The organism is Niabella sp. ZPM-14 (assembly GCF_055693045.2).
Map to the genome: position 1 here is coordinate 1,676,673 of NZ_CM181148.1, position 26,183 is coordinate 1,702,855.

21 protein-coding genes are annotated in these 26,183 nt (G+C 47.1%); 3 read left to right on the plus strand and 18 right to left on the minus strand.

The features are described 5' to 3' along the window. Positions 1 to 14 precede the first annotated feature (14 nt). The 3 genes from ACU37H_RS07090 to ACU37H_RS07100 all read right to left on the minus strand — a co-directional run bounded on the left by ACU37H_RS07090 (position 15) and on the right by ACU37H_RS07100 (position 2,891). The gene (locus ACU37H_RS07090) at positions 15 to 872 is read right to left on the minus strand and encodes a sigma-70 family RNA polymerase sigma factor (protein WP_008585204.1); all 858 of its coding nucleotides are present in this window, start codon (positions 870 to 872) and stop codon (positions 15 to 17) included. A 174-nt stretch (positions 873 to 1,046) separates the two neighbouring features. Beyond that, positions 1,047 to 2,333: a prolipoprotein diacylglyceryl transferase gene (locus tag ACU37H_RS07095; RefSeq protein ID WP_472702230.1), complete on the minus strand. Its 1,287-nt coding sequence runs from the start codon at positions 2,331 to 2,333 to the stop codon at positions 1,047 to 1,049. Positions 2,334 to 2,474: 141 nt separating this feature from the next. Further along, complete coding sequence (locus ACU37H_RS07100) at positions 2,475 to 2,891, minus strand: BrxA/BrxB family bacilliredoxin (RefSeq protein ID WP_472702229.1); 417 nt, start codon at positions 2,889 to 2,891, stop codon at positions 2,475 to 2,477. Between the two features lie 239 nt (positions 2,892 to 3,130). Here ACU37H_RS07100 and ACU37H_RS07105 point away from each other — a divergent pair, with 239 nt between their 5' ends. Then, positions 3,131 to 3,577 (plus strand): Hsp20/alpha crystallin family protein, encoded by a 447-nt coding sequence (locus ACU37H_RS07105; RefSeq protein ID WP_472702228.1) that lies wholly within the window; start codon positions 3,131 to 3,133, stop codon positions 3,575 to 3,577. 354 nt (positions 3,578 to 3,931) lie between these two features. After that, entirely contained in the window at positions 3,932 to 5,194 is a 1,263-nt protein-coding gene (locus ACU37H_RS07110) for a hypothetical protein (protein WP_472702227.1), read from the plus strand. 421 nt (positions 5,195 to 5,615) lie between these two features. Here the strand turns inward: ACU37H_RS07110 and ACU37H_RS07115 are convergent, their stop codons facing one another. From ACU37H_RS07115 to ACU37H_RS07175, 13 genes are all read right to left on the minus strand, one after another. Further along, a complete protein-coding gene (locus ACU37H_RS07115) occupies positions 5,616 to 7,061 on the minus strand; it encodes an MFS transporter (RefSeq protein ID WP_472702226.1) in 1,446 nt (481 codons plus the stop codon). A gap of 6 nt (positions 7,062 to 7,067) precedes the next feature. After that, positions 7,068 to 7,730 carry a bifunctional 4-hydroxy-2-oxoglutarate aldolase/2-dehydro-3-deoxy-phosphogluconate aldolase gene (locus ACU37H_RS07120; RefSeq protein WP_472702225.1) on the minus strand — a complete coding sequence of 221 codons (663 nt, stop codon included), beginning with the start codon at positions 7,728 to 7,730 and terminating at the stop codon, positions 7,068 to 7,070. Positions 7,731 to 8,037: 307 nt separating this feature from the next. Next, positions 8,038 to 8,490 (minus strand): NanQ anomerase/TabA/YiaL family protein, encoded by a 453-nt coding sequence (locus ACU37H_RS07125; RefSeq protein ID WP_472702224.1) that lies wholly within the window; start codon positions 8,488 to 8,490, stop codon positions 8,038 to 8,040. 76 nt (positions 8,491 to 8,566) lie between these two features. Then, positions 8,567 to 9,592, minus strand: coding sequence for a PfkB family carbohydrate kinase (locus ACU37H_RS07130; RefSeq protein WP_472702223.1), 1,026 nt, complete (start codon positions 9,590 to 9,592; stop codon positions 8,567 to 8,569). A gap of 178 nt (positions 9,593 to 9,770) precedes the next feature. Further along, entirely contained in the window at positions 9,771 to 10,670 is a 900-nt protein-coding gene (kduI, locus tag ACU37H_RS07135; RefSeq protein WP_472702222.1) for a 5-dehydro-4-deoxy-D-glucuronate isomerase, read from the minus strand. 98 nt (positions 10,671 to 10,768) lie between these two features. Next, positions 10,769 to 11,533 carry an SDR family oxidoreductase gene (locus tag ACU37H_RS07140; protein ID WP_472702221.1) on the minus strand — a complete coding sequence of 255 codons (765 nt, stop codon included), beginning with the start codon at positions 11,531 to 11,533 and terminating at the stop codon, positions 10,769 to 10,771. 111 nt (positions 11,534 to 11,644) lie between these two features. Then, complete coding sequence (gene uxaC / locus ACU37H_RS07145) at positions 11,645 to 13,057, minus strand: glucuronate isomerase (RefSeq protein ID WP_472702220.1); 1,413 nt, start codon at positions 13,055 to 13,057, stop codon at positions 11,645 to 11,647. A 311-nt stretch (positions 13,058 to 13,368) separates the two neighbouring features. Further along, positions 13,369 to 15,012, minus strand: a complete 1,644-nt coding sequence (locus ACU37H_RS07150) for a UxaA family hydrolase (RefSeq protein ID WP_472702219.1) — start codon at positions 15,010 to 15,012, stop codon at positions 13,369 to 13,371. Positions 15,013 to 15,141: 129 nt separating this feature from the next. Beyond that, positions 15,142 to 16,581: a tagaturonate reductase gene (locus ACU37H_RS07155; RefSeq protein WP_472702218.1), complete on the minus strand. Its 1,440-nt coding sequence runs from the start codon at positions 16,579 to 16,581 to the stop codon at positions 15,142 to 15,144. A 15-nt stretch (positions 16,582 to 16,596) separates the two neighbouring features. Beyond that, complete coding sequence (locus ACU37H_RS07160) at positions 16,597 to 17,433, minus strand: DUF4350 domain-containing protein (RefSeq protein WP_472702217.1); 837 nt, start codon at positions 17,431 to 17,433, stop codon at positions 16,597 to 16,599. 66 nt (positions 17,434 to 17,499) lie between these two features. Then, positions 17,500 to 19,404 carry a glycoside hydrolase family 88 protein gene (locus tag ACU37H_RS07165; protein WP_472702216.1) on the minus strand — a complete coding sequence of 635 codons (1,905 nt, stop codon included), beginning with the start codon at positions 19,402 to 19,404 and terminating at the stop codon, positions 17,500 to 17,502. 53 nt (positions 19,405 to 19,457) lie between these two features. Then, the gene (locus ACU37H_RS07170) at positions 19,458 to 21,104 is read right to left on the minus strand and encodes a glycoside hydrolase family 28 protein (RefSeq protein ID WP_472702215.1); all 1,647 of its coding nucleotides are present in this window, start codon (positions 21,102 to 21,104) and stop codon (positions 19,458 to 19,460) included. A 192-nt stretch (positions 21,105 to 21,296) separates the two neighbouring features. Then, positions 21,297 to 21,500, minus strand: a complete 204-nt coding sequence (locus tag ACU37H_RS07175; RefSeq protein ID WP_472702214.1) for a hypothetical protein — start codon at positions 21,498 to 21,500, stop codon at positions 21,297 to 21,299. 243 nt (positions 21,501 to 21,743) lie between these two features. Between ACU37H_RS07175 and ACU37H_RS07180 the strand changes: the two genes are divergently transcribed. After that, on the plus strand, positions 21,744 to 22,787 hold the full coding sequence (locus ACU37H_RS07180; protein WP_472702213.1) for a tetratricopeptide repeat protein: 1,044 nt from the start codon (positions 21,744 to 21,746) through the stop codon (positions 22,785 to 22,787). Positions 22,788 to 22,794: 7 nt separating this feature from the next. Here the strand turns inward: ACU37H_RS07180 and gyrB are convergent, their stop codons facing one another. After that, complete coding sequence (gyrB, locus tag ACU37H_RS07185; protein WP_472702212.1) at positions 22,795 to 24,774, minus strand: DNA topoisomerase (ATP-hydrolyzing) subunit B; 1,980 nt, start codon at positions 24,772 to 24,774, stop codon at positions 22,795 to 22,797. Positions 24,775 to 25,003: 229 nt separating this feature from the next. Beyond that, positions 25,004 to 25,996 carry an ABC transporter substrate-binding protein gene (locus tag ACU37H_RS07190; RefSeq protein ID WP_472702211.1) on the minus strand — a complete coding sequence of 331 codons (993 nt, stop codon included), beginning with the start codon at positions 25,994 to 25,996 and terminating at the stop codon, positions 25,004 to 25,006. Between the last annotated feature and the right edge of the window lie 187 nt (positions 25,997 to 26,183).

The following is a 26,183-nucleotide window of genomic DNA, read 5'->3' on the forward strand; positions in this document are numbered from 1 at the left end:
ATAATGAATAAGTGTTATCCCAGGTAAGATTTCAAAGCACTGCTGTATCTGGCTTTTTGCAGGCGCTTGATAGCACGCTCTTTAATCTGGCGGATGCGCTCCTTGGTCAGGTCGTATTTTTGTCCGATCTGTTCAATTGTTACGCCATTTTCGCCATCTAAACCAAAATAAGCATTTACAATCTCTGCTTCACGTGGAGACAAGGATTTCAATACACGGCGGATCTCGTTGCGTAAAGAATCTTTCATCACATCGTCGTCTGTGTCTGAGCCACCTTCCAGCAAATCGCCCATAGCCACGTCTTCCGCTTCGTGTACCGGAGCATCTAATGAGGTATGACGGGTATTGCTTTGGAAAATATTGTTGATCTCGGTTTCGCTCATTTCCAGCAACTCGGAAAGCTCTTCAGTAGACGGTTCTCTTTCGTGCTCTTGCTCAAAAGCCATATAGGCTTTGTTCGCCTTGTTGTAGGTACCGATTTTGTTTTGTGGTAAACGCACCAGACGTCCCTGCTCGGCCAAAGCCTGTAAGATGCTCTGACGGATCCACCATACAGCGTAGGAAATAAATTTAAAACCCTTGGTTTCGTCGAAACGCTGGGCGGCCTTGATCAGACCTAAATTTCCTTCGTTGATCAGATCACTTAAAGAAAGACCCTGGTGTTGGTATTGTTTAGCAACTGACACCACGAAGCGGAGGTTCGCCTGCACGAGCTTATCCAGCGCGCGCTGATCGCCCATCTTGATCTTCTGGGCGAGCGTGGTCTCCTCTTCAGGGGTGATCATTGAAATTTTAGAGATCTCCTGGAGGTATTTCTCGACCGCCTGGGAATCCCTGTTGGTAATTTGAGTAGCAATTTTAAGCTGACGCATATTCTATTGTGTATAAAACCTTTTTGGTGACTGGTTAGGCCTGTGCCTAAATATAAATAATAACTTGCAAAAGTACGCAGAAATCAGAAGAAAATCAATAGTTAACAGACAGATCCGCGAAAAAATCGTCCATATCTGCCCGCGATTTCCGGATACCTATACTTAATAACGTAATTAATGGCTTATTGGTTGCGTTCGTTTATAGTTTGTTTTGGCAAAAATGATCATGGCGACACCCGCGAGGATGATACCAAAGGAGATCAGCTGGGCTTGTGTCATCTCGATGCCCAGGAAATGCATTTTCACATTTACCCTGATCCGCTCGATCATAAAACGCTCCAGACCGTTAAATACCAGGTAAATCCCGAATAACAGTCCGGGCACCTTGATCCGCTTGCGCAGCATCCATAGTATGCCAAACAGGATCAGGCACATGATGATCTCATACAAGGATGTGGGAAACACAGGAATTGGTAAGTGATTGCAATACTGCAAATCGGTACAGTTGGCCAGCTTCACGCCGGTCTCGTTCACGTTGTGCGGAAAGTCATAAGCAAAAAACCAATCAGGCAAAAAACTCAGGAACCCTGGTTCAGGGAAGGAAGCCTGGTACAACTCATGCCTTGAAAAGAAATCGGAATTAGCTGCGACAGCTGCCTGGAAGTCAGCCTGTGTGGCCGGAAATACGCCACCGTTAGGTCCGGTTTTGAAAGCCGAATTGTAAATGCCCCAGTCGCCGTCACCTGACACCTGGCAACCGATCCTTCCCAGCGCGTAGGCCAGCATCATTACCGGCCCCATCACATCCACAAAATGAATAAAAGGAATCTTATTTTTCCTGGTGAACCACCATAGCGCAACGCCCGCGCAAATCAGGCCTCCGTAAAAGGTAAGGCCGGAAGCGGAGAAAATAGAAGACGGATCTCTCAGAAAAGAGTCCCAATTCTCGAAGGTGTCAAAAATCTTGGCGCCTACCAATCCGAATATCAGGGCGATCATTGTGATCTCCCCCACCCGGTCGTGAGGCCACACGCGGATGACCCGGGTTTCCGGTTTGGCTAGTTTCTGTTTGTTCTTTTCTTTCCACTTGAGCGCGGCGAATAACACACCGAGAGCGAGGCCCGCCAGCCAGTTTCCCTGCGCAGAAAAGATATACTCCTGCGGATTAACCGCCAGGGAGTTCTTCATAAACAGGAGTCCTAATATCTTATAACCCAGGATGAAACCCAGGATGAAATTGGTCAGCAGCTCTGCGATGGATGCCGGCTTGCCTACGGTAATCGTTTCCTCGACCGGCTGAAAAACGCCTTCTTTACTTTTTCTTCTAAGTTCCTTTGCCAGAACAACCGAGCAAATAATAAATGCGATGGCAACAAAAAAACCGAACGAATTTACAAAATGTAAGAACTTCCAATCGACCCCAAACCAATCTCTGAAAACATAGTATAAATTAGGATACATGCCGTAAGCGATTTATAATTAACGGCAATATTACGATATAATTAGTTCACATCTTAATATGTTGATATGTTAATACATCTCATTAAAAAAGGCGCGTGGCCGAAACCACGCACCTTTGAAGATCTTTGAAGTGAGAAGCTACTAATTGCAATACTCATCGAAAGCGGCCAGCAGATTCTGCGCGATCATTTGGGCAGAGCGGCCTTCAATCATATGCCTTTCAATGAAATGAACCAGTTTTCCGTCTTTGAACAGCGCGATAGCCGGAGAAGAAGGAGGATAAGGCATCAGGTGCTCCCTTACCTTTTTCACCGCATCGAGGTCAAATCCGGCAAAGCTGGTCGTCAGGTGATCAGGTTTTTTATCGGCGTTGGCAACAGCCATCAGTACGCCGGGTCTTGCCGTACCGGCAGAACAACCACATACTGAATTAATTACAAGAAGGTTTGTACCGCCTTTGCTCAGGCTGGCATCTACTTCTTCAGGAGTTTGCAATTCAACAAACCCGTTATCTGTCAATTCCTCTTTCATAGGAATTACTATTTCTGCAGGATACATACACTATATTTTTTCGTTATTGGAATACTTTACAACACAAAACTAATCAAAAAGTTGGTTGCCCATTACTAATTGTAATGACCACCCCTGCCGCTGCCAGAAAGCCACATTGATCAAGACAATAGCGCCATATTGTCATACAAACCCGCCAGAATATGAAATAATGTCAGGCAATTTACCGATGGACTGTGGTTTGATCAGTAGCTCATGAAATCATTCAAAAAATAAAATTCAATACAATGACAAACGTAAAATTTAACGGTGTTCCTTTTGAGAGAACTTTTACCAGCCTCGTAGATGACTTCTTCACAGAAATTCCTACGCTTCTGAAAACCGAGGTGAACAAGCCTAATATCAAAGGTCATGCACCTGTGAACATTACTGAAAACGAAAACGAGTACCAGATTGAAGTGGTGGCTCCCGGCTACGAAAAGTCGGATTTTAAGATCAACGTAGACGATAAGATCCTGACTATCTCGGCTGAGAAGAAGACCGAAGAACCAACCGAAGCAGGCAAAAGCATACGGAAAGAATTTCACCTGCGTTCTTTCAAAAGAACCTTTACTATTGATAATAAAATAGATAGCGAAAAGATCAGCGCCAAATATGTTAATGGAATCTTAATGGTGACATTACAGCGCAAGGCAGAAACAAAAGCAGCGTCAAAAGATATAGAAGTACAATAACAAGTTTTTCTCATAAGCAGTTAGTTTTGGTTTAAACCTCTCGTTTCCACGAGAGGTTTTTTTATATCCGTTCTGAAGAAGGAGTACGGCTTTGCCGGTTGATCAACTCAAAACGTCGCCTGCCCTTGATTGTAATCATCAAATAATAAAAATTTGCGTTCACCTGCAATAAAAAACCGGTTTTTACGTCTTAGAGAGTACAAACAGAATTTTAATTTTTCTCATAAGCAGTTAGTTTTGGTAAACCCTTCGTTTCTACGAGGGGTTTTTATTTTCCAATCTCCGGCCTCCATTTGCGCCATTTCGCCGTCTTATGCATAAATTTGCTGATACTTGAAAATTCTAAGCTCGAAAATGCGTTATCTACTCCTTCTCCTCTCCCTATCATTTGTTTCCGTTGCCGGCGCGCAGGTGAGGCCAGATAGCCTTGTGTTGCAGCCCATCCCTGAAGTTCGTATAGACGACACGTCCCTGCGGATCATCAACTTCAGCCCTTTCTTTTCGCTGCACGTGGATTCCAGCCTGAACTATCGTTTTATATTAAATAAAGACCCCAAAAAATACTACTGGTACCTGAAAAGCGCTCCTGTGGGTTTCAAAATAGACAAAGACAACGGCACGTTAAGTTTCAGAAGCAATAAGTCCTTGTTCCTGTCGGGTCGGTTGAAATATGACAAAGAGTACCCGGTTACCTTCGGCGTACAAAACCTGTCTGATCCATTTGATAAACTGGACACTACGCTCAATGTTATTTTTTATAGTACAGATGTGGTTTACCCGAGGATCAAACCTTCTGTAGTAAGCCCGGTAACGATCACTGAAGGCGACCGGCTGAGCTTTAACGTACTTTGCGAAAACGGCAATTTCCCGATCGATAAGATATTGATGTCGAGCGACATCTCGATCGGCAACTTTAAACTGCCCAAAAGCTGTGACGATAATTTTGAATGGACACCGGCTTATGACTTCGTTACCGAAAAAGACGCGAAAGGAGAAAGGATTGTAAATCTTGAATTTATAGGTACGACGAATTTCAATTTTGCAGATACCGCCCGCGTGAGGGTAGTAGTGAAGGACGGACTTAATTATGATATTGCCACGCAGGAGTACAATGACGCGTTGACGAATATTAATACCTGGGTCCTTCGATACAAGTACACATTCCTGCAGCTGGATAAAAAAATTAAGAATACCAAAGGATGGCGGTCAGGCTTTGATATCACGACCGCTTCTACTACCCTTACAGGTACGGTGCTGGCCACCACCGCTGGTGATGATAAAGGCAAACAGAATACGGGTAAGATACTTCCGAGTATTGGCGTAGTGGCGATGCCTGTGAAGGAAGCCGCCGCACCGGCGAAGAACGTGGAACAAAACCAGGCTACTTTATTGAGATCTAATATCAAGCGCCTGGAATATGTGGTGTTTGAAAACAAATTGTCCGGCGACCGGGATCCGCTGATCAACGCGAAAACCGAAAACCTGAAAAAGGAGCTGAGACAAAGCCAGACACAACTGTCTGAGGTACCTACGGACATGTCGATGAACATGACGGAGAAGCAGTTGAACGACTACTTTAATAGCCCGCGCGTTCAAAAGAAATATCGGCTGAGATAACCATCCGTTTCGCCGTCTCCGCTTACATTCCTCATTTATCCTGATAAACAAAGGCGTCAGTGTTGTATGCGCTTCGAAACGAGGCATCATTCCCCTGTATCACACTATCCTGTTACTTCGTGTTGAAAGCCAACGCAGCATCCGAAAGTAATACGGCTATAACCGTTGCCGTGCGCTTCCCGTTGCGTGCTTTACGTTTTGAATCTTTGTGTTTGATAAACTGTGGTAGACGCCGGTATGCTGAGCGCAGGCGGGGATCTGCCCGACATTCACGGAAATTGCTCTCGGCCTTCCTCATCGGGTTCATCGGATCCGAGGCCCATAGGATGAGGCCGCTTAAATGATTTGCGGTAAGAAGATATAAAAACAAAAAAGCTGCGGGCCAATGGATCCGCAGCTTTTTATTAATAGCATTGTAAGATTACAGGTCTGTAATCGGGGTATATTTTGGCACCAGGGATTTCATCACGATCCATCCGATCAGATAGGCCAGTGAGCAAACAATAAAGATGATGAAGTATCCTGCGGGTTTGCCTTCGAAACCCAGGAAGGTCATGTTGGTCTCTCCGGAATAGACAAAGAGTTCTCCGGCCGCTTTCTGCAGGATCATAGATCCTACACCGCCCGCCATACCACCAATACCGGTGATCGTGGCAATTGCTTTTTTAGGGAACATGTCGCCAATGGTAGAAAATATATTGGCCGACCAGGACTGGTGCGCTGCACCCCCCAGGCCGATCATGATGACGGGCAGCCAAGGGGAAATGGTTCCCAAAGGCTGCGCCAGCAGTACCAGCAGCGGAACGAACGCAAAGATCAGCATGGCTTTCATACGCGCAGTATAAGGATGCTGGCCGGTCTTCTTTACCATGATAGAAGGAAGCTTTCCTCCATAAATCGATAACATCGTAATCGCATAAAGGGTGAAGATCAATGCTACGCCGAGACCTTCGGACGTTTTAATGCCAAACTGCGTGCTTAAATAAGACGGCGTCCAGAAAAGGAAAAACCACCACACACCATCGGTCATGAATTTTCCAAATGCAAAGGACCAGGTCTGACGGTATTTGAAACATTGTATAAATGAGATCTTATCATCCTTCTCGCCGGTCAGCTCTTCTTTCGATGGTCGGTCTGTGTCCCTGTCTGACAGGATATACGTTAACTCTTCCTGGTTCACCTTGGGATGCTCTTCAGGTTTTTTATACATAAACACCCAGAAGCCCATCCAGAGAAAACCTAACGCACCGATTATAATAAAGGCCATCTCCCATCCCATGGCCTTGGCCAGAATGGGGATAGAAAGCGGAGCCAGCAAAGCACCCACTGAAGCTCCGGCGTTGAAGATACTGGTGGCGTAGGCCCTGTCTTTCTTCGGAAAATACTCGGCCGTCACCTTGATGGCTGCCGGGAAATTTCCTGCCTCACCTACCGCCAATACGATACGTGCGACGATGAAGCAATACATACTGATGGTAGAAATGATCACTGCAGTGTCACCAGTGGCCTGCATCAGTTCGGCAGCACTGTCCATTCCTACATATCGCTCGGTCACTACGCCACAAAGCGCGTGAATACAGGCGCCTACAGACCAAACACCGATGGCCCACAAAAATCCTTTCTTAGTGCCCATCCAGTCTACAAAGCGTCCTGCAAAGAGCATGGAGACCGCGTATACTATAGAGAACAGAGAAGTAATAGTTCCATAATGGTTTTCGTCCCAATGAAATTCTGGCTTGATAAACTCATCCCAGGTCAGCGATAACACCTGCCGGTCGAGGTAATTGATGGTGGTGGCCACAAATAATAAAATAACCATCGTCCACCTGTAATTAGTCATTTTTCCATTTCCATTGGCTTGCTGCATATCGTTTTATTTTTTGATTGATTGAATGGTGGCGGACACCTCGCGGGTGGCGCGCTCTATCGTCGCATAGTCTTTATCTGCCATTAATTGCTTGCTGATGAGTTTGCTGCCCATTCCTACCGCGCAAACACCGGCTTTGAACCAGCCTTCGATATTTTCGGGGGTGGTATCTACGCCGCCGGTGGGCATAAACAGTAATTTTGGAAAGATATCCCTGATAGTGGAAAGATACTTCGGACCCAGCATATCACCTGGGAATAACTTGATAAATTTCACACCAGCGTTTTCCGCAGCGATGATTTCAGTGGGCGTCATACATCCTGGTGCATATAAAATATCGTTCTCCACAGCATGAGCAGCGATTTCAGCAATAAAGCCAGGGCTCACCAGGAAGTCGGCGCCTGCAGCCAGGTACTCTTTTACCTGCGCGAGATTTTTTACCGTACCAATACCCAACAGAAGGCCGGGCATCTCCGCATTGCGCACTTCTACCAGTTTTTTAAAATTGACCAAAGCCGTTTCACCACGGCTGGTGTACTCGATTGCTTTTACGCCGGCGCGGTAAACCGCCCGCAATACTTCAACGCTCACTGTTTCGTCCGCATTGAAATACAACGGTAACATTCCCTGCGCGATGATGGCGTCTATTGACTGTTGTGTTGTAGCCATTTTTATTTCTGATTTGAAATTTTTGATTTATGATTTGCTTTACCTGATCGACGCTATTTACTTACAGGTTTACCATTCGGGCAGGCCCTGTTGATCGTCCGGTCAGACCGGGGGTAAACATTCACCTGCTGCTTCTTATTTTCTGCTTCCGTTACGTCCGGTCAGACCGAGACGGTCAGACCGGGGTTAAATGTCCACTTGCTGCTTCTTACTCTCTGCTTCCGTTATGTCCGGTCAGACCGGGGGTAAACGTTCACTTGCTACTTCCCATTTTTCGCTTTCCTGTTAACTTAGCAACCTGTCAACATCAACCGACCCTTACTTTAATGACCATCTTCTTAATAGCCCCTGAGCCAATCATCGGCGCATGCACATCCTGGGGAAACAGGATCACGAACTGGCCATTAGTCAACGTAAAATAGGTATCCGGCTGATCGCCGAAGAACTGCACATCTTTGGCTCCGTCATAACCGCCTTTATCTGTAACGCAGCGCTGAAGCGGCTTCCAGCCAATCTCTTCTTTAGCATTGATACAAACCTGTATATCGATATTGCTGCGATGACATTCAAATTTTTCGAGCGCCTCTTCGCGGGTTTTTCCTTCTTTGTCGGAGACAATCGCTTTTAATCCGTCTGCTATCTCGTAGGTTCCCGGCGCTATGCCTTCTAAGTCCACACCAGCAATGTATTCGAATGCTTTTGCAAATAACGGATGCACACTATGGTAGGTAGCAGCGTTTTGTAACGTATCGATGATCATAATTATATTTTTGATGAACGGTGTCAGATGTACGAAGAAAAAATTTGCATCGTACATCTAACATCGTACGTAAACTTTATCGTTGCACCCTGCCGCTGGCGTCGCCTTTCATCAGGCCTTTCACGTCGCTCAGCGTAGCATGGTTCAGATCGCCGGGAATTGTATGCTTCAGCGCAGAAGCGGCTACGCCGAACTCCGCTGCATCCGCCATGCTCATGCCGGTTACCAGTCCGTAGATCAGGCCGCTGGCGAAGCTGTCTCCGCTGCCCACACGGTCTACAATGCGAACATTGTATTTTTTGGTGTGGTAAAATTCGTTTCCGTCGCTCACTAATGCACTCCAGCCGTTATCGCTGGCGCTGTAGCTTTCGCGCAGGGAAGAAGCGATGTATTTAAACCCAAACTTTTCTTTCATCTGGCGAATCACATCTTTATAACCATCGAGGTTCAGTTCACCTTTGGTGATATCGCTGTGCGCGGCTTTGAAGCCGAGCGTGGTTTCAGCATCTTCTTCGTTTCCGATACATACATCTACATATTTGCACAGCTCTGTCATAACAGATTGTGCTTTTTCTTTACTCCATAATTTTTTCCGATAGTTCAGATCGATACTGGTAGTAACGCCTTTGGCTTTAGCGGCTTTTAAAGCCGCTTCGGTCAATGCAGCCGCTTTGTCGCTCAGCGCCGGTGTAATGCCCGTGGTATGAAACCAATCGGCACCGTCGAAGATTGCATCCCAGTCAAACTCGCTGGCATCCACTTCTGCAATGGCAGCGCCTGCGCGGTCATAGATCACCTGGGAAGCACGCATGGAAGCTCCTGTTTCCAGGAAATAAATACCCAGCCTGTCGCCGCCCCTGGCTACGAATTGTGTATCTACACCGTAGCGGCGGATATGATTAATAGCGGACTGCCCGATGGCATTGTCGGGAACCTTGGAAACAAAAACACCGTTGAGCCCATAGTTGGATAAGGCAACCGCAACATTGGCCTCGCCGCCGCCATAGGTCACATCTAATGATTCGGCCTGCACAAAACGCTGATAGCCGGGGGTTGACAACCGCAACATGATTTCGCCAAGCGTAACTACTTTTTTTGACATATAATCGATTTGAAAATTTCGGGTTTGAGATTTGAGATCTTTGACTCGCACGACGTAATTCTTACGCCGTACATTTATGATACTATATAGACCGCAGCTGAAGCGCGACGACCGTCCGAACGAATGATTTGTCCGGCCATCAAGATCGATGCTATCTGTTCTTCGGCCTGGTTCATCATTATTTTAACGTGTTAACCGGTGCCGGATCCATATCACTATACACCAGGTTTTCGCCGGCCATTCCCCAGATGAAACCGTAGTTGGCGGTGCCACATCCAAAGTGCGTGCTCCAGGGAGCCGAGATCACCGCTTCGTTGTTGGACATCACGAGGTGACGCGATTCGGCGGGGTTGCCCATAAAGTGAAACAAACGCTGGTCCTGCGGCAGATCAAAATAGAAATAAGCCTCCATGCGACGCGTGTGCGTATGTGGAGGAACGGAATTCCATACGCTGCCTTGCGCTAAAATCGTAAGGCCCATCACGAGCTGGCAGCTTCTGATGCCATCAAGGTGAATGTATTTATACACGGTTCTTTTGTTCGAAGTTTCGGCCGCACCGAGATCGACGGGCGATGCCTGCTCTTTGGTGAAAAGCGTATTGGGATATACCGCGTGCGCCGGAGCGGATAAGATATAGAATATTGCCGGTGCTTTTTTAGACGCCGAGGCGAAGCTTACTTTTTGGGTTCCTTTCCCTAAGTAAAGGCAGGAGAGCTTCTCCAGCTCGAACTTTTTTCCGTCTGCTGTTACTGTACCTTTTCCACCCACGTTGATGATGCCCATCTCTCTTCTTTCGAGGAAGTAATCGGCGCGCAACTCCGGATGGTTGCCCAGGGTAAGCGCCTTGGACGCAGGTACCGCCCCGCCGATGATCACGCGATCATAATGGCTGTATACCAGTTTGAGCTGGTCTGCTACCATCAGGTCTTTTACCAGGAAATTGTCGATCAGCTTCTGCGTGTCCATCAGTTGGGTTTCTTCCGGTCCCACAGCAAAGCGGATCTCCATATCGCCGTCTATAAACGTGTTGGATTTATAATCTTTAAGTGTTGGTGTTGTCGTTGTTTTTTTAGCCATCTGTTTGATTTTTTTGGCATCTCTCTATCCCTTTTGAAAGTGGAGAAAGTTGAGACCCGATTATGCTACATTTAAAATTTTGGTTTCCACATTCATTATTACCTGCCCATCCATCCGCCGTCTACTACTAATATTTCTCCGTTTACATAGTTGGAAGCGTCAGAAGCCAGGAATATCGCGGGGCCCGCGAAATCTTCGGGCGTTCCCCAACGTCCGGCAGGAATTCTACTTAAAATAGAAGCGCTCCTCTCAGCGTCTTCGCGCAGGGCCTGCGTGTTATCTGTTGCGATATAACCCGGTGCGATACCATTTACATTTACGCCTTTGGCAGCCCACTCGTTACTCATCGCTTTTATTACGCTGGCTAAAGCGCCTTTGCTGGCTGCATAGCCAGGAACCGTGATGCCTCCCTGGAAAGTCAGCAAGGAGCAGGTGAAAATGATCTTTCCCTTTCCGTGTTCGAGCATGTGTTTGCCCAACTCGCGCGCTAAAATGAAGGGGGTATCGAGATTGATGGATAATACATTGTCCCACCATTCGTCGGGATGCTCGGCCACGGGCTTGCGCATAATGGTTCCCGCATTGTTCACCAAAATATCGATCCTGGGATTTTCGCTTAATACCTGCTTTACGAAATCATACACACTGTTGCGGTCAGCCGCATCCATCTTATATGATTTGAAATTGCGGCCCAGCCGGGTCACTTCCTGCTCGATCTCAGAACCTGCTTCTACACTGCGCGAAGCGACGATAACATCTGCACCGGCCTGTGCCAGTCCCAGGGCCATACCTGCCCCGATCCCTTTGTTGCCGCCGGTGATCAAAGCTGTTTTGCCTGATAAGTCAAAATAATTTAAACTCATAATTAGCGTGAATTAAAATGGATTGGATGCGGATTGCGAATTGGATCAATCCAAGCAAAGAGTGCGTCACTTCCTTGTCTACTTGTTAACCTTTCAACTCGTTAACCTTCTTTACTTCAATCCAAATCCAAAATATTTATTAGCATTATTGAAACATATGTCTTGCACGATCTGGCCGATCCATTCTATATTGGCAGGCAATTCTCCATTTTCGACATCGCTGCCAAATAGGTTACAAAGTATCCTTCTGAAGTATTCATGCCGGGGAAAGGACAGGAAGCTCCGGGAATCTGTAAGCATGCCCACAAACTTACTTAATAATCCCATGTTGGACAGTGCATTCATTTGTCTGATCATCCCATCTTTCTGATCTAAGAACCACCAGCCTGATCCCCATTGGATCTTTCCGGGTGCAGAACCATCGTTGAAATTGCCGATCATAGTAGCCATGAGCTCATTGTCTGCGGGGTTCAGGTTGTACAAAATGGTCTTGGTTAATTTGTCGCGACCGATCAAACCTCCCAGGAATTTGGATAGCGCGCGCGCCTGCGGAAAATCGCCGATGGAATCCCAGCCGGTATCAGGTCCTAACACACGCATTGCTTTCAAATTATTATTCCTGATCGCACCGAGATGGTATTGCTGTACCCAGCCTTTTTCATGGTCCCATTCGGCGAAATAGACGAGCATGGCAGAGCGGAATTTGTCCTGGTCTTCGGCAGACACATCATGACCACCGTATACTTTATCGAAAATTTCGTGAATCTCGTGCTCTGTATAGTCCGCTGCATAGATCTGTTCCAGCCCGTGATCGGAAACCGTACATCCCATGGAGGCGAAAAAGTCATGGCGCTTTTTAAGTGCGTCAATAAAATCTTTGAAGAACACAATAGTAACGTCGGACGCGGCTTCCAGCTTCCTGACATAGGATACGAAGTTGGCTGCACTGGCAATATTCATTGCGTTGTCGGGCCTCCAGGCCGGAACGATCGGTATCTCAAATCCATCGTTCTTGATCCTTTGATGATGTTCGAGAGAATCTACCGGGTCGTCGGTGGTACAAACCGTTTTGACATTCATCTTCCGCAGCAGGTTCCTTACGCTGTATTCCGGGGTCTGCAGGCGGGCGGTACATTCATCGTATATCTTTTTTGCAGAACCGGCATCGAGAACGTCCTGTATATCGAAGTATCGCTGCAGTTCCATGTGGGTCCAGTGGTAAAGCGGATTGCGCATGGTGTAAGGGACGGTTTCTGCCCATTTCTGAAACTTCTCATAATCGCTTCTGGTGCCGGTGCAATAGCTTTCATCTACTCCGTTGGTCCGCATCGCGCGCCATTTGTAGTGATCGCCGTACAGCCAGATCTGTGTCAGGTTATCAAATCGTTTATCGTCCGCAATCTGATCCGGAGGCAAGTGGCAATGGTAATCGATGATCGGCATTGCCTTGGCATACTCATGGTAGAGCGTTTGCGCCGTACTGCTTTCTAACAAAAAGTTGTCGTCTAAAAATTTTTTAGCCATTTGTGATGATACATTAATCCCTTTGTTATGGAAAGAGAAAAATTTAAAAATTAAGTGATGCGCTTTGGCCTGCGGCAAGAGCAGATGCAAGCAATGCTTCAGGCAATGGGTGAAAAATAGTTAGAAAATCTCATAACCCATTCAAGCAGGACCACTTATCCCTATTCAAACGTTTGAAACGACCTTACACCCGGCCCGTCTCTAAAGAGAGGCGAGTGAATCCATCGTCTCTACGATAGCCTGTTGGGGGACACAGCTTTCCGGCCTGCGAATCTCCCAAAACCGCTCCAAAGAAGCGCCTTTAAGGACTACTACAAACTAACGCCGCGTTTCCATGGGATAAAATCATCCTGATTGAGCAATACTGCTTTTGGAATAACTTCCCCGCTTGCCGCTTTGATACAATATTCCAGAATATCTTCTCCCATTTGTTCGATGGTCTTTTCACCTTCGACTACCGGTCCGCAATTGATATCGATGATATCACTCATGCGTTTGGTCAATATATTATTGGTAGACACTTTAATGGTCGGACAAACAGGATTACCTGTTGGTGTGCCTAATCCGGTGGTGAACAGGATCAATGTTGCACCAGAAGCTGCTTTACCAGTTGTAGCTTCGACATCGTTGCCGGGCGTGCAAACCAGGTTCAGTCCGGGCTTCACAGCCGGTTCCGTATAATCGAGTACATCTACGACAGGCGAAGTACCGCCTTTTTTTGCTGCACCGGTGCTTTTGATGGCATCGGTGATTAGTCCGTCTTTAATATTTCCCGGAGAGGGGTTCATGTAAAAGCCGGATCCTACGGCCTCGGCCTGGCTGTTGTAGGTCGTCATCAGATGAATGAACTTCCTGGCTTTGTCTTCGTCAATCGTGCGATCGATCAGGTTTTGCTCGGCCCCGCACAGTTCCGGAAACTCAGCGAGCAATACTTTACCTCCTAAAGCAGCGAGCAGGTCGCTCGTGTAACCTACTGCAGGATTGGCGCTGATGCCGCTGAAACCATCACTGCCACCACATTTCACGCCCAGCACCAGCTCTGACAACGGAGCAGGCTGACGCTCGATCTTATTGGCTTCTACCAATCCTTCAAAAGTCTTTTTGATCGCATCGCTGATCAACTGCTCTTCGCTCTGCGATTGCTGCTGCTCGAAAACCAGCAAGGGCTTGTCAAAATCCGGGTTGCGCAATTTGATCTCTTCGAGCAATTGGTTTGTCTGCAGATTCTGGCAGCCCAGGCTTAAGATCGTGATACCCGCCACGTTGGGATGGTCTGCATAGGCCGCTAATAATTTACCTAACACACCGGCGTCCTGGCGGGTACCGCCGCAGCCACCCTGGTGGTTCAAAAACTTAATACCGTCAATATTTTTGAACAGCCTGTCGCCGGTTACGCTTTGTGCAGCAGGCGCCAGGTTAATGTTTTCAACGTCCTCGCCTTTTTTATAAGCTTCTACCAGGTGATGTGTATATTTTTTATACTTATCTGTTACCGCATAACCGAGCTCGTTGTGCAAGGCTTCGCGGATCACGTCAAGATTCCTGTTTTCACAGAAGACCGTGGGCATGAACAACCAGTAGTTGGCAGTGCCGACACGCCCGTCTTTGCGGTGATAGCCGTTGAAAGTGCGCCCCTGAAATCTGGACACATCAGGGGGTGTCCACTGGTAGTTGTAGGGACGATATTCAAAAGGATCTGCAGCGTGTTTGGTATTCTCTGTATTCATTACGCCACCCCTGGGAATAAAATGCTGGGCCTTTCCGACCAACACACCGTACATGATGATTTCGTCACCGGCCTGCATGTCGCTGGTGAAAAACTTATGCTTTGCATTTACATCGTCCTGTAATACAAACTCCTCGTCTTTATATTTTATAGTTTGCCCTTTCTTAAGGTCTTTTAATGCGACGATCACGTTGTCGTCGGGATGTACTTTTAATACTAACTCGGCCATTGTTGCAGATTTACGTCGCTTCCTCAAACATTCCGAAGGAAAGAAGGTGGAAGCATGATTTAATTTTTAGCTTTCGTACCCCTTACCACCCACAGTTATAGGAGGAAAGGGGAGTTTTTGAGATTGTTGTTATTTTAAGATTTCAGTGATTGCTTTTTTCATTCCGTTTGCTAATATACTCTTCACCTGCTGTGCCACTGCTTCTGCGAAACCCGGTACGCTGCTCAGCGGCACCGTCCAGATGCTGTCGTTGCTGACAATACCTTTCACCCAACCTTCTATGTCATCCGGGTTGAAGCCCGACCGGATCAATGTCACAAATTCCGGTGTATCATTGGGCGCAAAAGATACTTCAGATTTACCGCTGTACAAAACTAATAACGCGGCGAAAGAGAAAGTGGTCAGTTTGGCCTGCTTACCCAGCCTGTGATAATTGTCTGCCACGGTAGGAAAATCTCTTGTTTCCCATTTTGACAAAGAGTTGAGCGAAATATCCTTTAAATAATGTTTCAGATAGGGGTTATAGAAGCGCTCGAGGATCTTCGCGGCGAAGGCCTTTAATTCTTCCGGATCTTCTCCGATGCCCGGCAGGACTTCTTCAGCCACCATGCGATTGATGAACTGTTCTATTTCCGGTGTATTGAAAGCGTCCATTACTGTTTCGCATCCCATCTGGAGCGCAACAGGAACCATGGCGGTGTGCGCACCATTGAGTATGCGCACTTTCTTTGCACGGAACGGGCGGATATCATCCATAAACAAAACATTGAGGCCGGCTTTGTCCAAAGGAAGTTTTTCCCTGATAATGCTGTCGCCCCCTATCGCCCACACATGGAAGTATTCTCCTTTCACGACCAGATTGTCGTCGAACCCGATTTCTTCCCTGATCTCTCCAATGGTTTCTTTTGGAAATCCAGGTACAATGCGGTCTACCAGGGTGTCGTAGAAGCTGCAGGCAGACTGGATCCAGCTTTCAAAAGCTGCCCCGAGATGATTGGCCGCAGCGTGCTGCAGTACATACTCACGCAGCGTGGAGCCATTGTCTTCGATCAGCTCACAACAAACGATCTGCAAGCCCCTGGAAGGATCTCCATTGAATTTTTGAAAACGTTTGTGCAACAGCGCTGTCATTTTAGCCGGGAAGGATTTCGGTGGTTCCGCGTTCAGATCGTCTCCCTCTTCATAGCGGATGCCGGCTTCGGTCGTGTTGGATATAATAATCTCCAGCTCCTCGCTCAGGAACAGCGCTTCATATTTTTTATATTCTTTGTAAGGATTGATAATGTCGGCGACAGACTTTATGAGCGTCACTTCTTTGACCGGCTTTTTATCGCGGATCCCTTCGAGATATACATGATATAAGCAGTCTTGCTGTTCGAATATTTCTTTGATGCCTTCGCTGCCGCCAATTGGCTGCACCAGTGCGATGCCATGATTTAAAATACCGTCATTATTGGCTTTCTCTATCATCCAATCTACAAAAGCGCGGAGAAAATTGCCCTCTCCGAATTGCATGATCTTTACCGGGTATGCCGGCTTGTCTACTGTCGTCTTATTTAAAGGTTTCATATTGAGGAGAAAAAATTACTTGGTAGGTTGGGCCGTATCGAGCAACCATTTGACCCAATTTGCCGAAGCCTTGTCGTTCTCAAACTGCTCCGGCAGCCTTGCGTGCCCGATATACTCATTGTAAATCCAGGGATCGCCGAGCGCCAACACGGTGCCTTTACCATGCCTGGCGACAGCCATCACATCGAATTCGTCTGTCTTGAGAATGATTTCTGCCGGCGCAGTGGCGCTTACAGAGGTGATTCCCTTTATATAAATGTTTTTTGCCGTCTTGAATATGGGGTTGCCATCATTGATCTTTACTTCGCCCTGCTCGAAATGGGGATCCTGCACTACGAGACGATTGTCCTTATTGAAACGAATACCAAACTTTTCCGCCAGGATATTGAACCGGTCAAGCTCGCAGTTGCTGGAATCGTTGCCAAAGAGCACGAGCACGCCGCCCTTATTTACCCAGTCGGCAATAACGCCCGCATATGCCTCATTCATGAATTGAGGCGCAGCGGTTTCTTTTTCATTGTCCGGATCGGCGATGATATAGATCGCAGCCTTTTCGAGGTTTTCTGCTGTAGGCGCGTCCGTCAGCGTTTCTAACCTGGCTCCGTGGTTGGTGAACAAGGTGCCCAGCTGGGAAAACCCACCCATGCTGCTGTCGCTCCAGAGATAATGCCACTTTACCTGCTGGCCATTTTCCTGTTTTACCTCATTATTAAAAAAGTTGTCGAGCAAGACAGTCTTAGCAGAACTACCGCCTGAAGCAGTCTCTTTAGGGGACATGGAAGCGGTTTGTCCGCAAGAGGTGCCCATACCTATCAAAGCAATCGCAGCAAATGAAATCCACATTTTTTTCATATTAAAACTTTTGTTGCTAAGATAGAAATTTATAGTATCGCCTCTTTTTAAAATGACCAATTTTAATTACTTCACCACCGCATGGCGAAGCAGCCACTGTACCCAATCTGTTGCAGCTGCGAAATTTTCGTATACCGCCGGAAGCTTTCTTCCGTCTACATATTCATTATAGATCCAGGGATCACCCAGCACGAACACCATCCCTTTACCATAGCTGGCAGTAGCCATCACGTTAAAACCTTTTTCCAATACCGTCTTGGCGGGAGCTGACACCTGCAACGAGCTGATCTCCTTGATGTATATTTTTTTAGCTGTTTTGAAAATGGGGTTACCGGCCCCGATCGTTACGGCACCTTGTTCATAGTTACTTCCTTTTACCATTAACTGATCATCTCCGTTGAACCTGATACCAAACTTTTCGGCCAGTAAATTGATGTGCTTTTGTTCTGCATTGACAGAATTATTGCCCAACAATACCAACACGCCACCGGCTTTAACCCAACCAGCAATGTTGCTGGCATATGCGGCAGTCATATAATTTGGATTGGATGTTTCTTTTTCCGTGTCGGCATCTACAATTATATACACCGATGCTTTTGAAAGAGCAGCTTTTGCAGGCGCCGTCTTCAGTGTTTCTAATGTGGCTCCATGGCGCTCGAATATATTTCCTAAAAAATAAAAGCCATTGTTGCCCCGCTCTTCCCAAACATAATGAAAGGGCTGCTGCTGACCACCGGGCCCCTTCTGCCATTCATTATTAAAATAATTATCGAGCATGATGGTTTTGCCTTTTCCCGCCGCAAGTTGCGACATCATTTCCACCTCGTTGGCGGCTAAAATAAAAGCGCCCATGCCTTTAGGATCGTTTTGCTTTACTTTCTCGCTCATGTAATAATCAAAGCTGCCATCGCGATAAGGTTTTCCGCCTAATCCGGAGACCGTTACCGTTCCTTCGAGGTTGGTGAAGCCTTCGCTGTCTTGGGTGATCTGGTATTTTACCAAACCATCAAACGCTTTTTTGGCGCTGGCGGCATAGCTGGCAGCGAGATATCCCTTCCTGGCCCCTTTTGCCAAAGTGTAAGAGAGCATTGCTGTTGCGGATGATTCCAGGTAATTCGGTTTTCTATCCGGCAGATCAACGATATCGTACCACATGCCTGTTTTCCTGTCCTGTACTTTCACTACGGCGGTAGCAAAGCGCTTGAGGATATCGATGATCTGCTGCCGGCCGGGATGATCCTGGGGGAAATAATCCAGCGCATCCACCATGGCTACGCCATACCAACCCAAAGCGCGCGCCCAGAAGTGGGGCGACTTACCAGTCTTCTTATCGGCCCATTGTTGCTCACGCGCCTCGTCATAGCCATGGTATAATAAACCGGTTTTAGGATCCCGGCTGTTTTTTTCCATGAGCACAAATTGCCTGGCGACATCATTGAAGATGGTGTCTTCGCCAAAGACCTGCGCATATTCCGCATAAAAAGGTTGGCCCATGTAGAGCCCGTCGAGCCACATCTGCCAGGGATAGATCTGCTTATGCCAAAATCCGCCTTCCTTTGTTCTTGGATGTGTAAGCAGCTGCTTCCTTAACAGTTGCACGGCTTTTTTATATTTCTGTTTGCCGGTTACGCGGTAGATCGTCAACAGCGCCTTCCCATTGTTCAGATGATCAATGTTATAATGATCCGCATCATAATCCTTGATAGACCCATCTTCCCGCACATAATGGTCCATGCTGTGTTCGATGTATTTAAACCATCTGGCATCACCTGTTGCCTGCCAGATGCCTTCAATTCCTTTCAGGATGACGCCCTGGTCGTAGCTCCAGCGGGCACGGCTTCCAGGTCCGGCGCTGAAAGAGTCGGGCCACATGTGCATGGCTGTCAAAGCCAGTTGTTGGGAATAGGGCAATTGCTGGGCGTTCGCTTTGAGCGACGTGAGGGCGATGATAATGATCAACAGTTGCTTCATGCTAATTATTTTCTTGCAGTGTACAGCGCTTTCTTCGGGGAAGCGGCCTGTTCTTATTTCAATACGATTGTTTTTTCTGATGCACCTAATTCTGCCTGCAGCTTTTTACCGGCCTTGCCATAGTCGGTATCTTTCATAACAATGGCTTTTGTTCTTTCACCGGCAACACGCATCAACACTTCAGTATTGCTGCTGTAATCAAATCTTTTCACGACAATGCTATCGCTATTAATAATATCAATAACCGGTGCGGTATGCTTGCTGAATACTTTGACGTCGGACAACAGGATATTACTGGCTTCCTGAATATCCACGCCGTAATCTGACTGGAATACGGAGTTTTTGATCGCAATGTTTTTGACATGCATTTCAGGCAGACCGCGAATGAAGACCGCTTTTTTGGCGCTATTGCAGTATACATTACTGATATGGATATTTCGGAAAACAGGTGTGGTTTCATCCACCGGCAACACTTCTACTTTAGGTAGTTCGCGCTTTTCACCATGCTGCGGCACAGGATCTTTGCCCATGTAGTACATATCAAACAGGATAGCATCACCGGGGATGTCTTTCATGTAGATATCGCTGATAAAAATATTCTCTACCACCCCCCCGCGGCCGCGCGTAGTTTTGAACCGCAGACCGATGTCGCTTCCAATGAATGTGCAGTTGCTTACATACACATTATTGACACCACCACTCATCTCGCTGCCGACTACAAAACCGCCGTGGGACGCGTAGACGGTGCAGCCGCGGATGATCACATCTTTGGTAGGCATGCCACGTTCGCGGCCATCAGCGTCGCGTCCACTCTTCATACATAGTCCGTCATCGCCTACATCGAATACACTGTTTTCAATCAAAGTATTGCTGCAGCTTTCCAGATCGATCCCGTCTCCGTTTTGTGCATACCAGGGATTTTTTACAAAAATATTTCTGACAGTAATATTGCTGCTCATGAGGGGGTGTAAACACCAGGCCGGTGAATTCTGAAAAGTAACGCCTTCCAGCAAGACCCTGTCGCACCTGGTGAACACGACGAGGTTGGGTCTTAAAAAATCTTTCACTGACCGGAAGTAGGCGGCATCCCTGTCGGGCGATAACCGGCCGGCGTCTTTGATGGATTGCCCTTTGGCAAAACTTTCGGAAGGCATCCAGATATCTTTTTGTTCGTTAAGCACACCGCCGGAGGCCAGGAGCGCTTTCCATTGTCCGTCTGTTAACTTGGACTTTTTGACTGCCCGCCACACATCTCCGTTTCCATCGACAATCCCCTTGCCGGTGATGGCTATGTTGGTTGCTCCCTCGGCTGAAATGGGCGACTGGTTCCGCATTTGTTCAAAACCTTCCCAGTTGGCCTTTACCAACGGATACTGACTTTTATCTTTGGTAAACAGCAAAGTAGCGCCCAAAGCGATGTTGAGGTTGACATTACTTTTCAGCACGATGGGACCGGTAACCCAGAGCCCCGCAGGTACTTTTACGATGCCGCCGCCTTTTGCATGGCATTCATCTATCGCTGATTGAATGGCCTGGGTATTGAGCTGATGCCCGTTTCCAATTGCACCATACCGGGTAATATCAAAGGTTACATTTTTAAATTGGGTTTCAGCGATCTGAGGGAGGCGCTGCTGCTGTTGCCCATAAACGCCCGGTGTGCACAGGGCAAGCAACAGCAACAAACTAACAATTTTATTCATTGGCAATCGATTAGGCATACAAGGTATGCAGAATAGAAATTCAGGAAGGCAATTGCACACCACTTTATTTACGCAAACGTTATCGCTTGACCGCATTTAGTAAGAAAGGACAGGGAGGTTCTAAAATATTCCATCCTTAAAACAAAAAACCCGGCAAAGTCTTGCCGGGCTGCATATAAAAATGTTAGAAGATTACCAGTCTTGCTTAGCAACACCTGCTTTAATCGCAGCTAATGCTTTTTCTTCTCCTAAAAGGGCCGTAAGTTTATTACCCTTTCCATCATGACCTTTTGCGATATAGCCGCCTTTCGCCGTTCTTGATACCACTGCATCCTGAATAGGAACATTCTTTTCTTTTGTTTTTACGTTGTAAGCTGTAAGAGTTGCATCTGCCATAGCTATTATTTTTGGGTTAAGAAAAATTGAAATTAAGGGATTTCAGATAAAAAGCGCCAGATAAATATTTTAAATCCACATTTATAACTAACTTTTTAGTTATATTTATCATCTGTTTAAAACCTGTCAAATTACTACTATGCTTAAAATACTGACTTCCACGGCGCTGCTTCTGCTTATGATAACCGCGTTGGCACAACCCATGTCTATGATCGCACAAAAATAATATCCTATTTCCAGGAAATGGATTTTGAGAATGGCCTGAACTGGTTAAAAAGCCAACCCGTCAATGATTACAATAAAGCCTACCTGATGGATGTGGGCTACTGCTACTACATGATGGAAATGCCCAGAGAAGCCCGCAATGCTTACCGAAAGATCTATGAACGGGAGCCGACGGATTACCATGCTAACTTATTTCTGGCTACCATTTATGATAACCTGTTGTTGAAAACCGAGGATAGTGCTATTATTCATTACCGGCAATTACTGGCGCTTGAACCGGGAAAATATAAGTTGTGGCAACGGTGCGGACTGGCGTGGAACGTTCTGCGGGAATACGATTCGTCGTTCCTGTGTTTCGAAAAAGCATTCAGGCTACAACCAACAGTGGGCCGCAACGCGGTGTTATACGCCACAGCGCTGGAGCGAAATAAACAAGATACCTTAGCAGCAAAGATCATTGATGATTTCCTGGCGGCGGACACTTCGAACCTGGATGTGATCCAGAAGAAGATCGCCATGAGTCATCATAAAAAGGCGTACAAGGACGTGATCATCTGGGGAGAGCGCCTGTTGAGAGATTCCGCGATATCCTTCTATCCTTGCATGTACCTGGCTTATGCCTATCTCAACACCAAGAAGACCGACCAAAGCATCGCCCTTTGTAATTGGATGAATAAAAACAACCTGGCGGCCGAGCACATCACGTATTGCCTGGCTTTATGTTATAGCGAAAAAGGAGATTATGTCCGCAGTAACCAGCTGCTGGATGAATGCATCATGGTGAACCTGCAGGATCAGGCAATCACCTATTTTCGGGCGAAAGCAGATAATTACGCAGCTATGAAGCTTTATTCAAAAGCAGTTCGCGAAATAGATACTTCCTATTATATTTTCCATGACCCGGTGGATCTCTATCTTGCGGGGAAAGTGTATGACGATCAAAAGAATAAACCGAAGGCCTCTGTTTACTACAAAAAATTTCTTGCTGAAAACAAAAATCCAGCTTCACCATTGGAGATGAAGCTGGAGCAATATATCAGGGAATACCTGAAACGGGACTAATGCCGGATCAGATATCCAATTTAGCGTACTTGGCGTTGGTCTCGATAAAGTCGCGTCTGGGCGCCACTTCGTCGCCCATCAGCATGCTGAAGACGCGATCGGCTTCTGCTGCACTTTCGATGGTAACCTGTTTCAATGTGCGGCGATCCGGATCCATGGTCGTTTCCCAAAGCTGCTCGGCGTTCATCTCACCCAGACCTTTGTATCGTTGTATACCTACCGACTCTTCGCGGCCCGCGCCGAGCTTTTCGACCAGTGCCTTGCGTTGCTCTTCGTTATAGGCATAAGCAGATTCCTTACCTTTTTTAACGAGATACAAAGGCGGCTGTGCTATGTATACATAGCCCTGCTCTACCAATTCTTTCATGTAGCGGTACACGAAAGTCAGGATCAGTGTGGCGATGTGGCTTCCGTCCACATCGGCATCCGTCATGATGATCAGTTTATGATAACGGAGTTTCGTAAGATTGAGTGCTTTCGGATCTTCCGGAGTACCGACCGTCACACCCAATGCGGTGTAGATATTGCGTATCTCCTCGTTTTCGTAGATCTTGTGCTCCATGGCTTTCTCTACGTTGAGGATCTTACCTCTTAATGGCAGAATGGCCTGGAAAGAACGATCTCGGCCTTGTTTGGCCGTTCCACCTGCCGAGTCTCCCTCCACCAGGTACAACTCGCAACGCTCGGGATCTCTGTCTGAACAGTCTGCCAGCTTACCGGGTAAGCCGCCGCCGCTCAAAACGGATTTCCGCTGCACCAGGTCTCTCGCTTTACGGGCTGCGGCCCTCGCCTGGGCGGCCAGGATCACTTTGTTGATAATGTTCTTGGCATCTTTAGGGTTTTCTTCGAGGAATACCTCAAGCGCGCGCGCCAGCGTGGTCTGCACCACACCACTCACCTCGCTGTTACCCAGCTTGGTCTTGGTCTGCCCTTCAAACTGAGGTTCGGGCACTTTTACGGATATGATGGCACTAAGTCCTTCCCGGAAGTCATCCCCTTCTATCGAAACCTTTGCTTTTTCGAACAGGCCGTTTTTATCACCGTAGGTTTTGAACACGCGGGTCAGTGCCTGGCGGAAACCAGTTACGTGTGTACCGCCCTCAATGGTGTTGATGTTGTTTACGTAAGAGTAAATATGCTCGCTGTAAGAATCATTGTAGGTAAGTGCTACCTCTACTGCCACATTGGTATTTTCGTCGTGGCCTTCTACGCTCAACACGTTTGGAATCAAAGGCGTGCGACCGGCGCTCTTGTCAAGCATTTCCACGAATTCGGTAATACCTCCTTCGCTGAAAAAGATTTTGGAAAGGATCTCTCCATTCTCGTTTTTCTCACGCAGGTCGGTCAGGGATATACGAATGCCTTTGTTCAGATAAGACAATTCGCGCAAACGGCCTTCCAGTATGTCGAACTTGTATTCTGTTGCAGTGAATATAGAAGTATCCGGCCAGAAATGCTGATGGGTACCCGTTTTGTCGGATATCCCCACTTCCCTTACATCGTATTGCGGAACACCGATCCGGTACTCCTGCTCGAAGACCTTCCCTTCCCTTTGTACGGTTGTGATCATTTTGGTACTGAGCGCGTTTACGCAACTTACCCCTACCCCGTGCAGACCGCCTGACACTTTATAGCTGTCCTTGTCGAACTTACCACCGGCGTGTAACACGGTCATTACGATCTCGAGCGCCGACTTATTCTCTTTTTTGTTGATACCGGTTGGGATACCCCGTCCGTCATCCTGGACTGAAATAGAGTTGTCCTCATGAATGGTTACGTCAATGTTCTTACAGTGTCCGGCGAGGGCCTCATCGATCGAGTTGTCTACCACCTCGTATACCAGGTGGTGCAATCCTTTAACACCGATATCGCCGATGTACATGGCAGGACGTTTGCGCACAGCCTCCAACCCCTCCAACACCTGTATACTGTCTGCGCCATATGCGGGTTTTTCTACCGCTGCTACTTCCTTAATTTCTTCGCTCATAATGTTTAAAAAGTACACGCATGTCCTGGAATCATTTTACTCATTTACAATCAATCGGACATACGGTGTGGCTAAATTCAATAATAAATATTCACACGAAATGATGCCGTTTCGGCAATGGGCAAATTTACGGAAAAATGAGCACAGGTAGGGGTTCTTTAGGCCAAATGTTGATATCTCATCGAGGGTGTTGAAATCCTCGCCCTATGCCCTGAAAGCCGCATCACAACTACCAGGAAACCCGGTCTTTATACACTTCACGAAGGTACCCCGGCGCAAAGTAGGTGCTGTAGTCAGGCAAGGTGGTGTTCCGGTAAGCGTCCCGGTGGACGATTGCCCAATATGCCTCGCCAATAATGGCATCGAGCAGCTCCTTGTTGAGCTGTACCTTGAACAGGTGTTCATCCCATTGACTTTCCACAGCTCCGCGGTCGATCTTTAACGCACTGGCGACAAGATCCACACTTTCCTGCTTGTGTAGCCTCGCGAACAATTCTGCATCAATGTAAGCACGCAGGAGATTGTGTACTGACTCCTCATTTTTCTCAAGAAAAGAGGATCGGCCCACCAGATTGGTGTAGCCGGGGAAAATAGCCGGGTCTTCAAAGGCGACGATCTCGTCTCTCAGGATCGCTTTCATCTTTCGCACATAGGGCTCCCACAAAACGACGGCATCTACTTCTGTTCCATTGATCAATTCTGTTTGCAATTGAAGCAGGGACATGGTTTTGAGCTGGACATCTTTCTTACCCAAACCATATTTGTTTAGAAACTTTTCCATGAAAACCTGCGCGCTGGATCCCGGCACGAGCCCGATGCGCTTGCCTTTCAGATCCTCCGGCGTCAGGATGCCCTGGTCCGTTCTCGCCAGGATCGCCACGTTATAACTTTTCTCTAATGTGCACAGCACCTTGGCAGGAGACCGGCTCAGTCCGAGCAATGCCACATTCGGATCGGTGAGCGTAGCAAAATCGGCTTTACCATCTTTAAGATACTCTACTGCATCGTAGCCAGCGTCTACATAGTCGATCCTCAAATCGATATCATGCTGGCTGAAAAAGCCTTTTTCTGAAGCAACGATCGTCAACATGGAATACGCGCTTTTGGGAACCACCAAGACGAATTTTTCTTTTTTTACGAATTGAAGGTAGCTCTTGATTTCCCAGGCCACCCACAGCGATCCCAATAATACGATCAGGAAAATTAACTTTTTGGTATTCATTAGTCAGTTTTGAAGATATACAGCCCCATTATCAGAAAAGCCGTTCAGCATCTAATTTTTATGCTTGCAGCACCCCGCGGTCCGTTTCGTCCTACCAGCGGAAGCTACTACAAAAATATAAAAAGCAATTGTTTATAGGTGGATAAAAAAAATACTATAACTTTATTTTGAATCTGACAGGCCAAAA

What these genes read in the sequence shown, in the direction of transcription:
- ACU37H_RS07170 (WP_472702215.1), bottom strand. Translation starts at nt 21,104, where the DNA reads ATGAATAAAATTGTTAGTTTGTTGCTGTTGCTTGCCCTGTGCACACCG.
- ACU37H_RS07140 (WP_472702221.1), bottom strand. Translation starts at nt 11,533, where the DNA reads ATGAGTTTAAATTATTTTGACTTATCAGGCAAAACAGCTTTGATCACC.
- ACU37H_RS07130 (WP_472702223.1), bottom strand. Translation starts at nt 9,592, where the DNA reads ATGTCAAAAAAAGTAGTTACGCTTGGCGAAATCATGTTGCGGTTGTCA.
- ACU37H_RS07095 (WP_472702230.1), bottom strand. Translation starts at nt 2,333, where the DNA reads ATGTATCCTAATTTATACTATGTTTTCAGAGATTGGTTTGGGGTCGAT.
- ACU37H_RS07090 (WP_008585204.1), bottom strand. Translation starts at nt 872, where the DNA reads ATGCGTCAGCTTAAAATTGCTACTCAAATTACCAACAGGGATTCCCAG.
- ACU37H_RS07160 (WP_472702217.1), bottom strand. Translation starts at nt 17,433, where the DNA reads ATGAAAAAAATGTGGATTTCATTTGCTGCGATTGCTTTGATAGGTATG.
- ACU37H_RS07100 (WP_472702229.1), bottom strand. Translation starts at nt 2,891, where the DNA reads ATGTATCCTGCAGAAATAGTAATTCCTATGAAAGAGGAATTGACAGAT.
- uxaC (WP_472702220.1), bottom strand. Translation starts at nt 13,057, where the DNA reads ATGGCTAAAAAATTTTTAGACGACAACTTTTTGTTAGAAAGCAGTACG.
- ACU37H_RS07165 (WP_472702216.1), bottom strand. Translation starts at nt 19,404, where the DNA reads ATGAAGCAACTGTTGATCATTATCATCGCCCTCACGTCGCTCAAAGCG.
- ACU37H_RS07105 (WP_472702228.1), top strand. Translation starts at nt 3,131, where the DNA reads ATGACAAACGTAAAATTTAACGGTGTTCCTTTTGAGAGAACTTTTACC.
- ACU37H_RS07110 (WP_472702227.1), top strand. Translation starts at nt 3,932, where the DNA reads ATGCGTTATCTACTCCTTCTCCTCTCCCTATCATTTGTTTCCGTTGCC.
- ACU37H_RS07115 (WP_472702226.1), bottom strand. Translation starts at nt 7,061, where the DNA reads ATGCAGCAAGCCAATGGAAATGGAAAAATGACTAATTACAGGTGGACG.
- ACU37H_RS07175 (WP_472702214.1), bottom strand. Translation starts at nt 21,500, where the DNA reads ATGGCAGATGCAACTCTTACAGCTTACAACGTAAAAACAAAAGAAAAG.
- kduI (WP_472702222.1), bottom strand. Translation starts at nt 10,670, where the DNA reads ATGGCTAAAAAAACAACGACAACACCAACACTTAAAGATTATAAATCC.
- ACU37H_RS07150 (WP_472702219.1), bottom strand. Translation starts at nt 15,012, where the DNA reads ATGGCCGAGTTAGTATTAAAAGTACATCCCGACGACAACGTGATCGTC.
- ACU37H_RS07125 (WP_472702224.1), bottom strand. Translation starts at nt 8,490, where the DNA reads ATGATCATCGATACGTTACAAAACGCTGCTACCTACCATAGTGTGCAT.
- gyrB (WP_472702212.1), bottom strand. Translation starts at nt 24,774, where the DNA reads ATGAGCGAAGAAATTAAGGAAGTAGCAGCGGTAGAAAAACCCGCATAT.
- ACU37H_RS07120 (WP_472702225.1), bottom strand. Translation starts at nt 7,730, where the DNA reads ATGGCTACAACACAACAGTCAATAGACGCCATCATCGCGCAGGGAATG.
- ACU37H_RS07155 (WP_472702218.1), bottom strand. Translation starts at nt 16,581, where the DNA reads ATGAAACCTTTAAATAAGACGACAGTAGACAAGCCGGCATACCCGGTA.
- ACU37H_RS07190 (WP_472702211.1), bottom strand. Translation starts at nt 25,996, where the DNA reads ATGAATACCAAAAAGTTAATTTTCCTGATCGTATTATTGGGATCGCTG.
- ACU37H_RS07180 (WP_472702213.1), top strand. Translation starts at nt 21,744, where the DNA reads ATGGATTTTGAGAATGGCCTGAACTGGTTAAAAAGCCAACCCGTCAAT.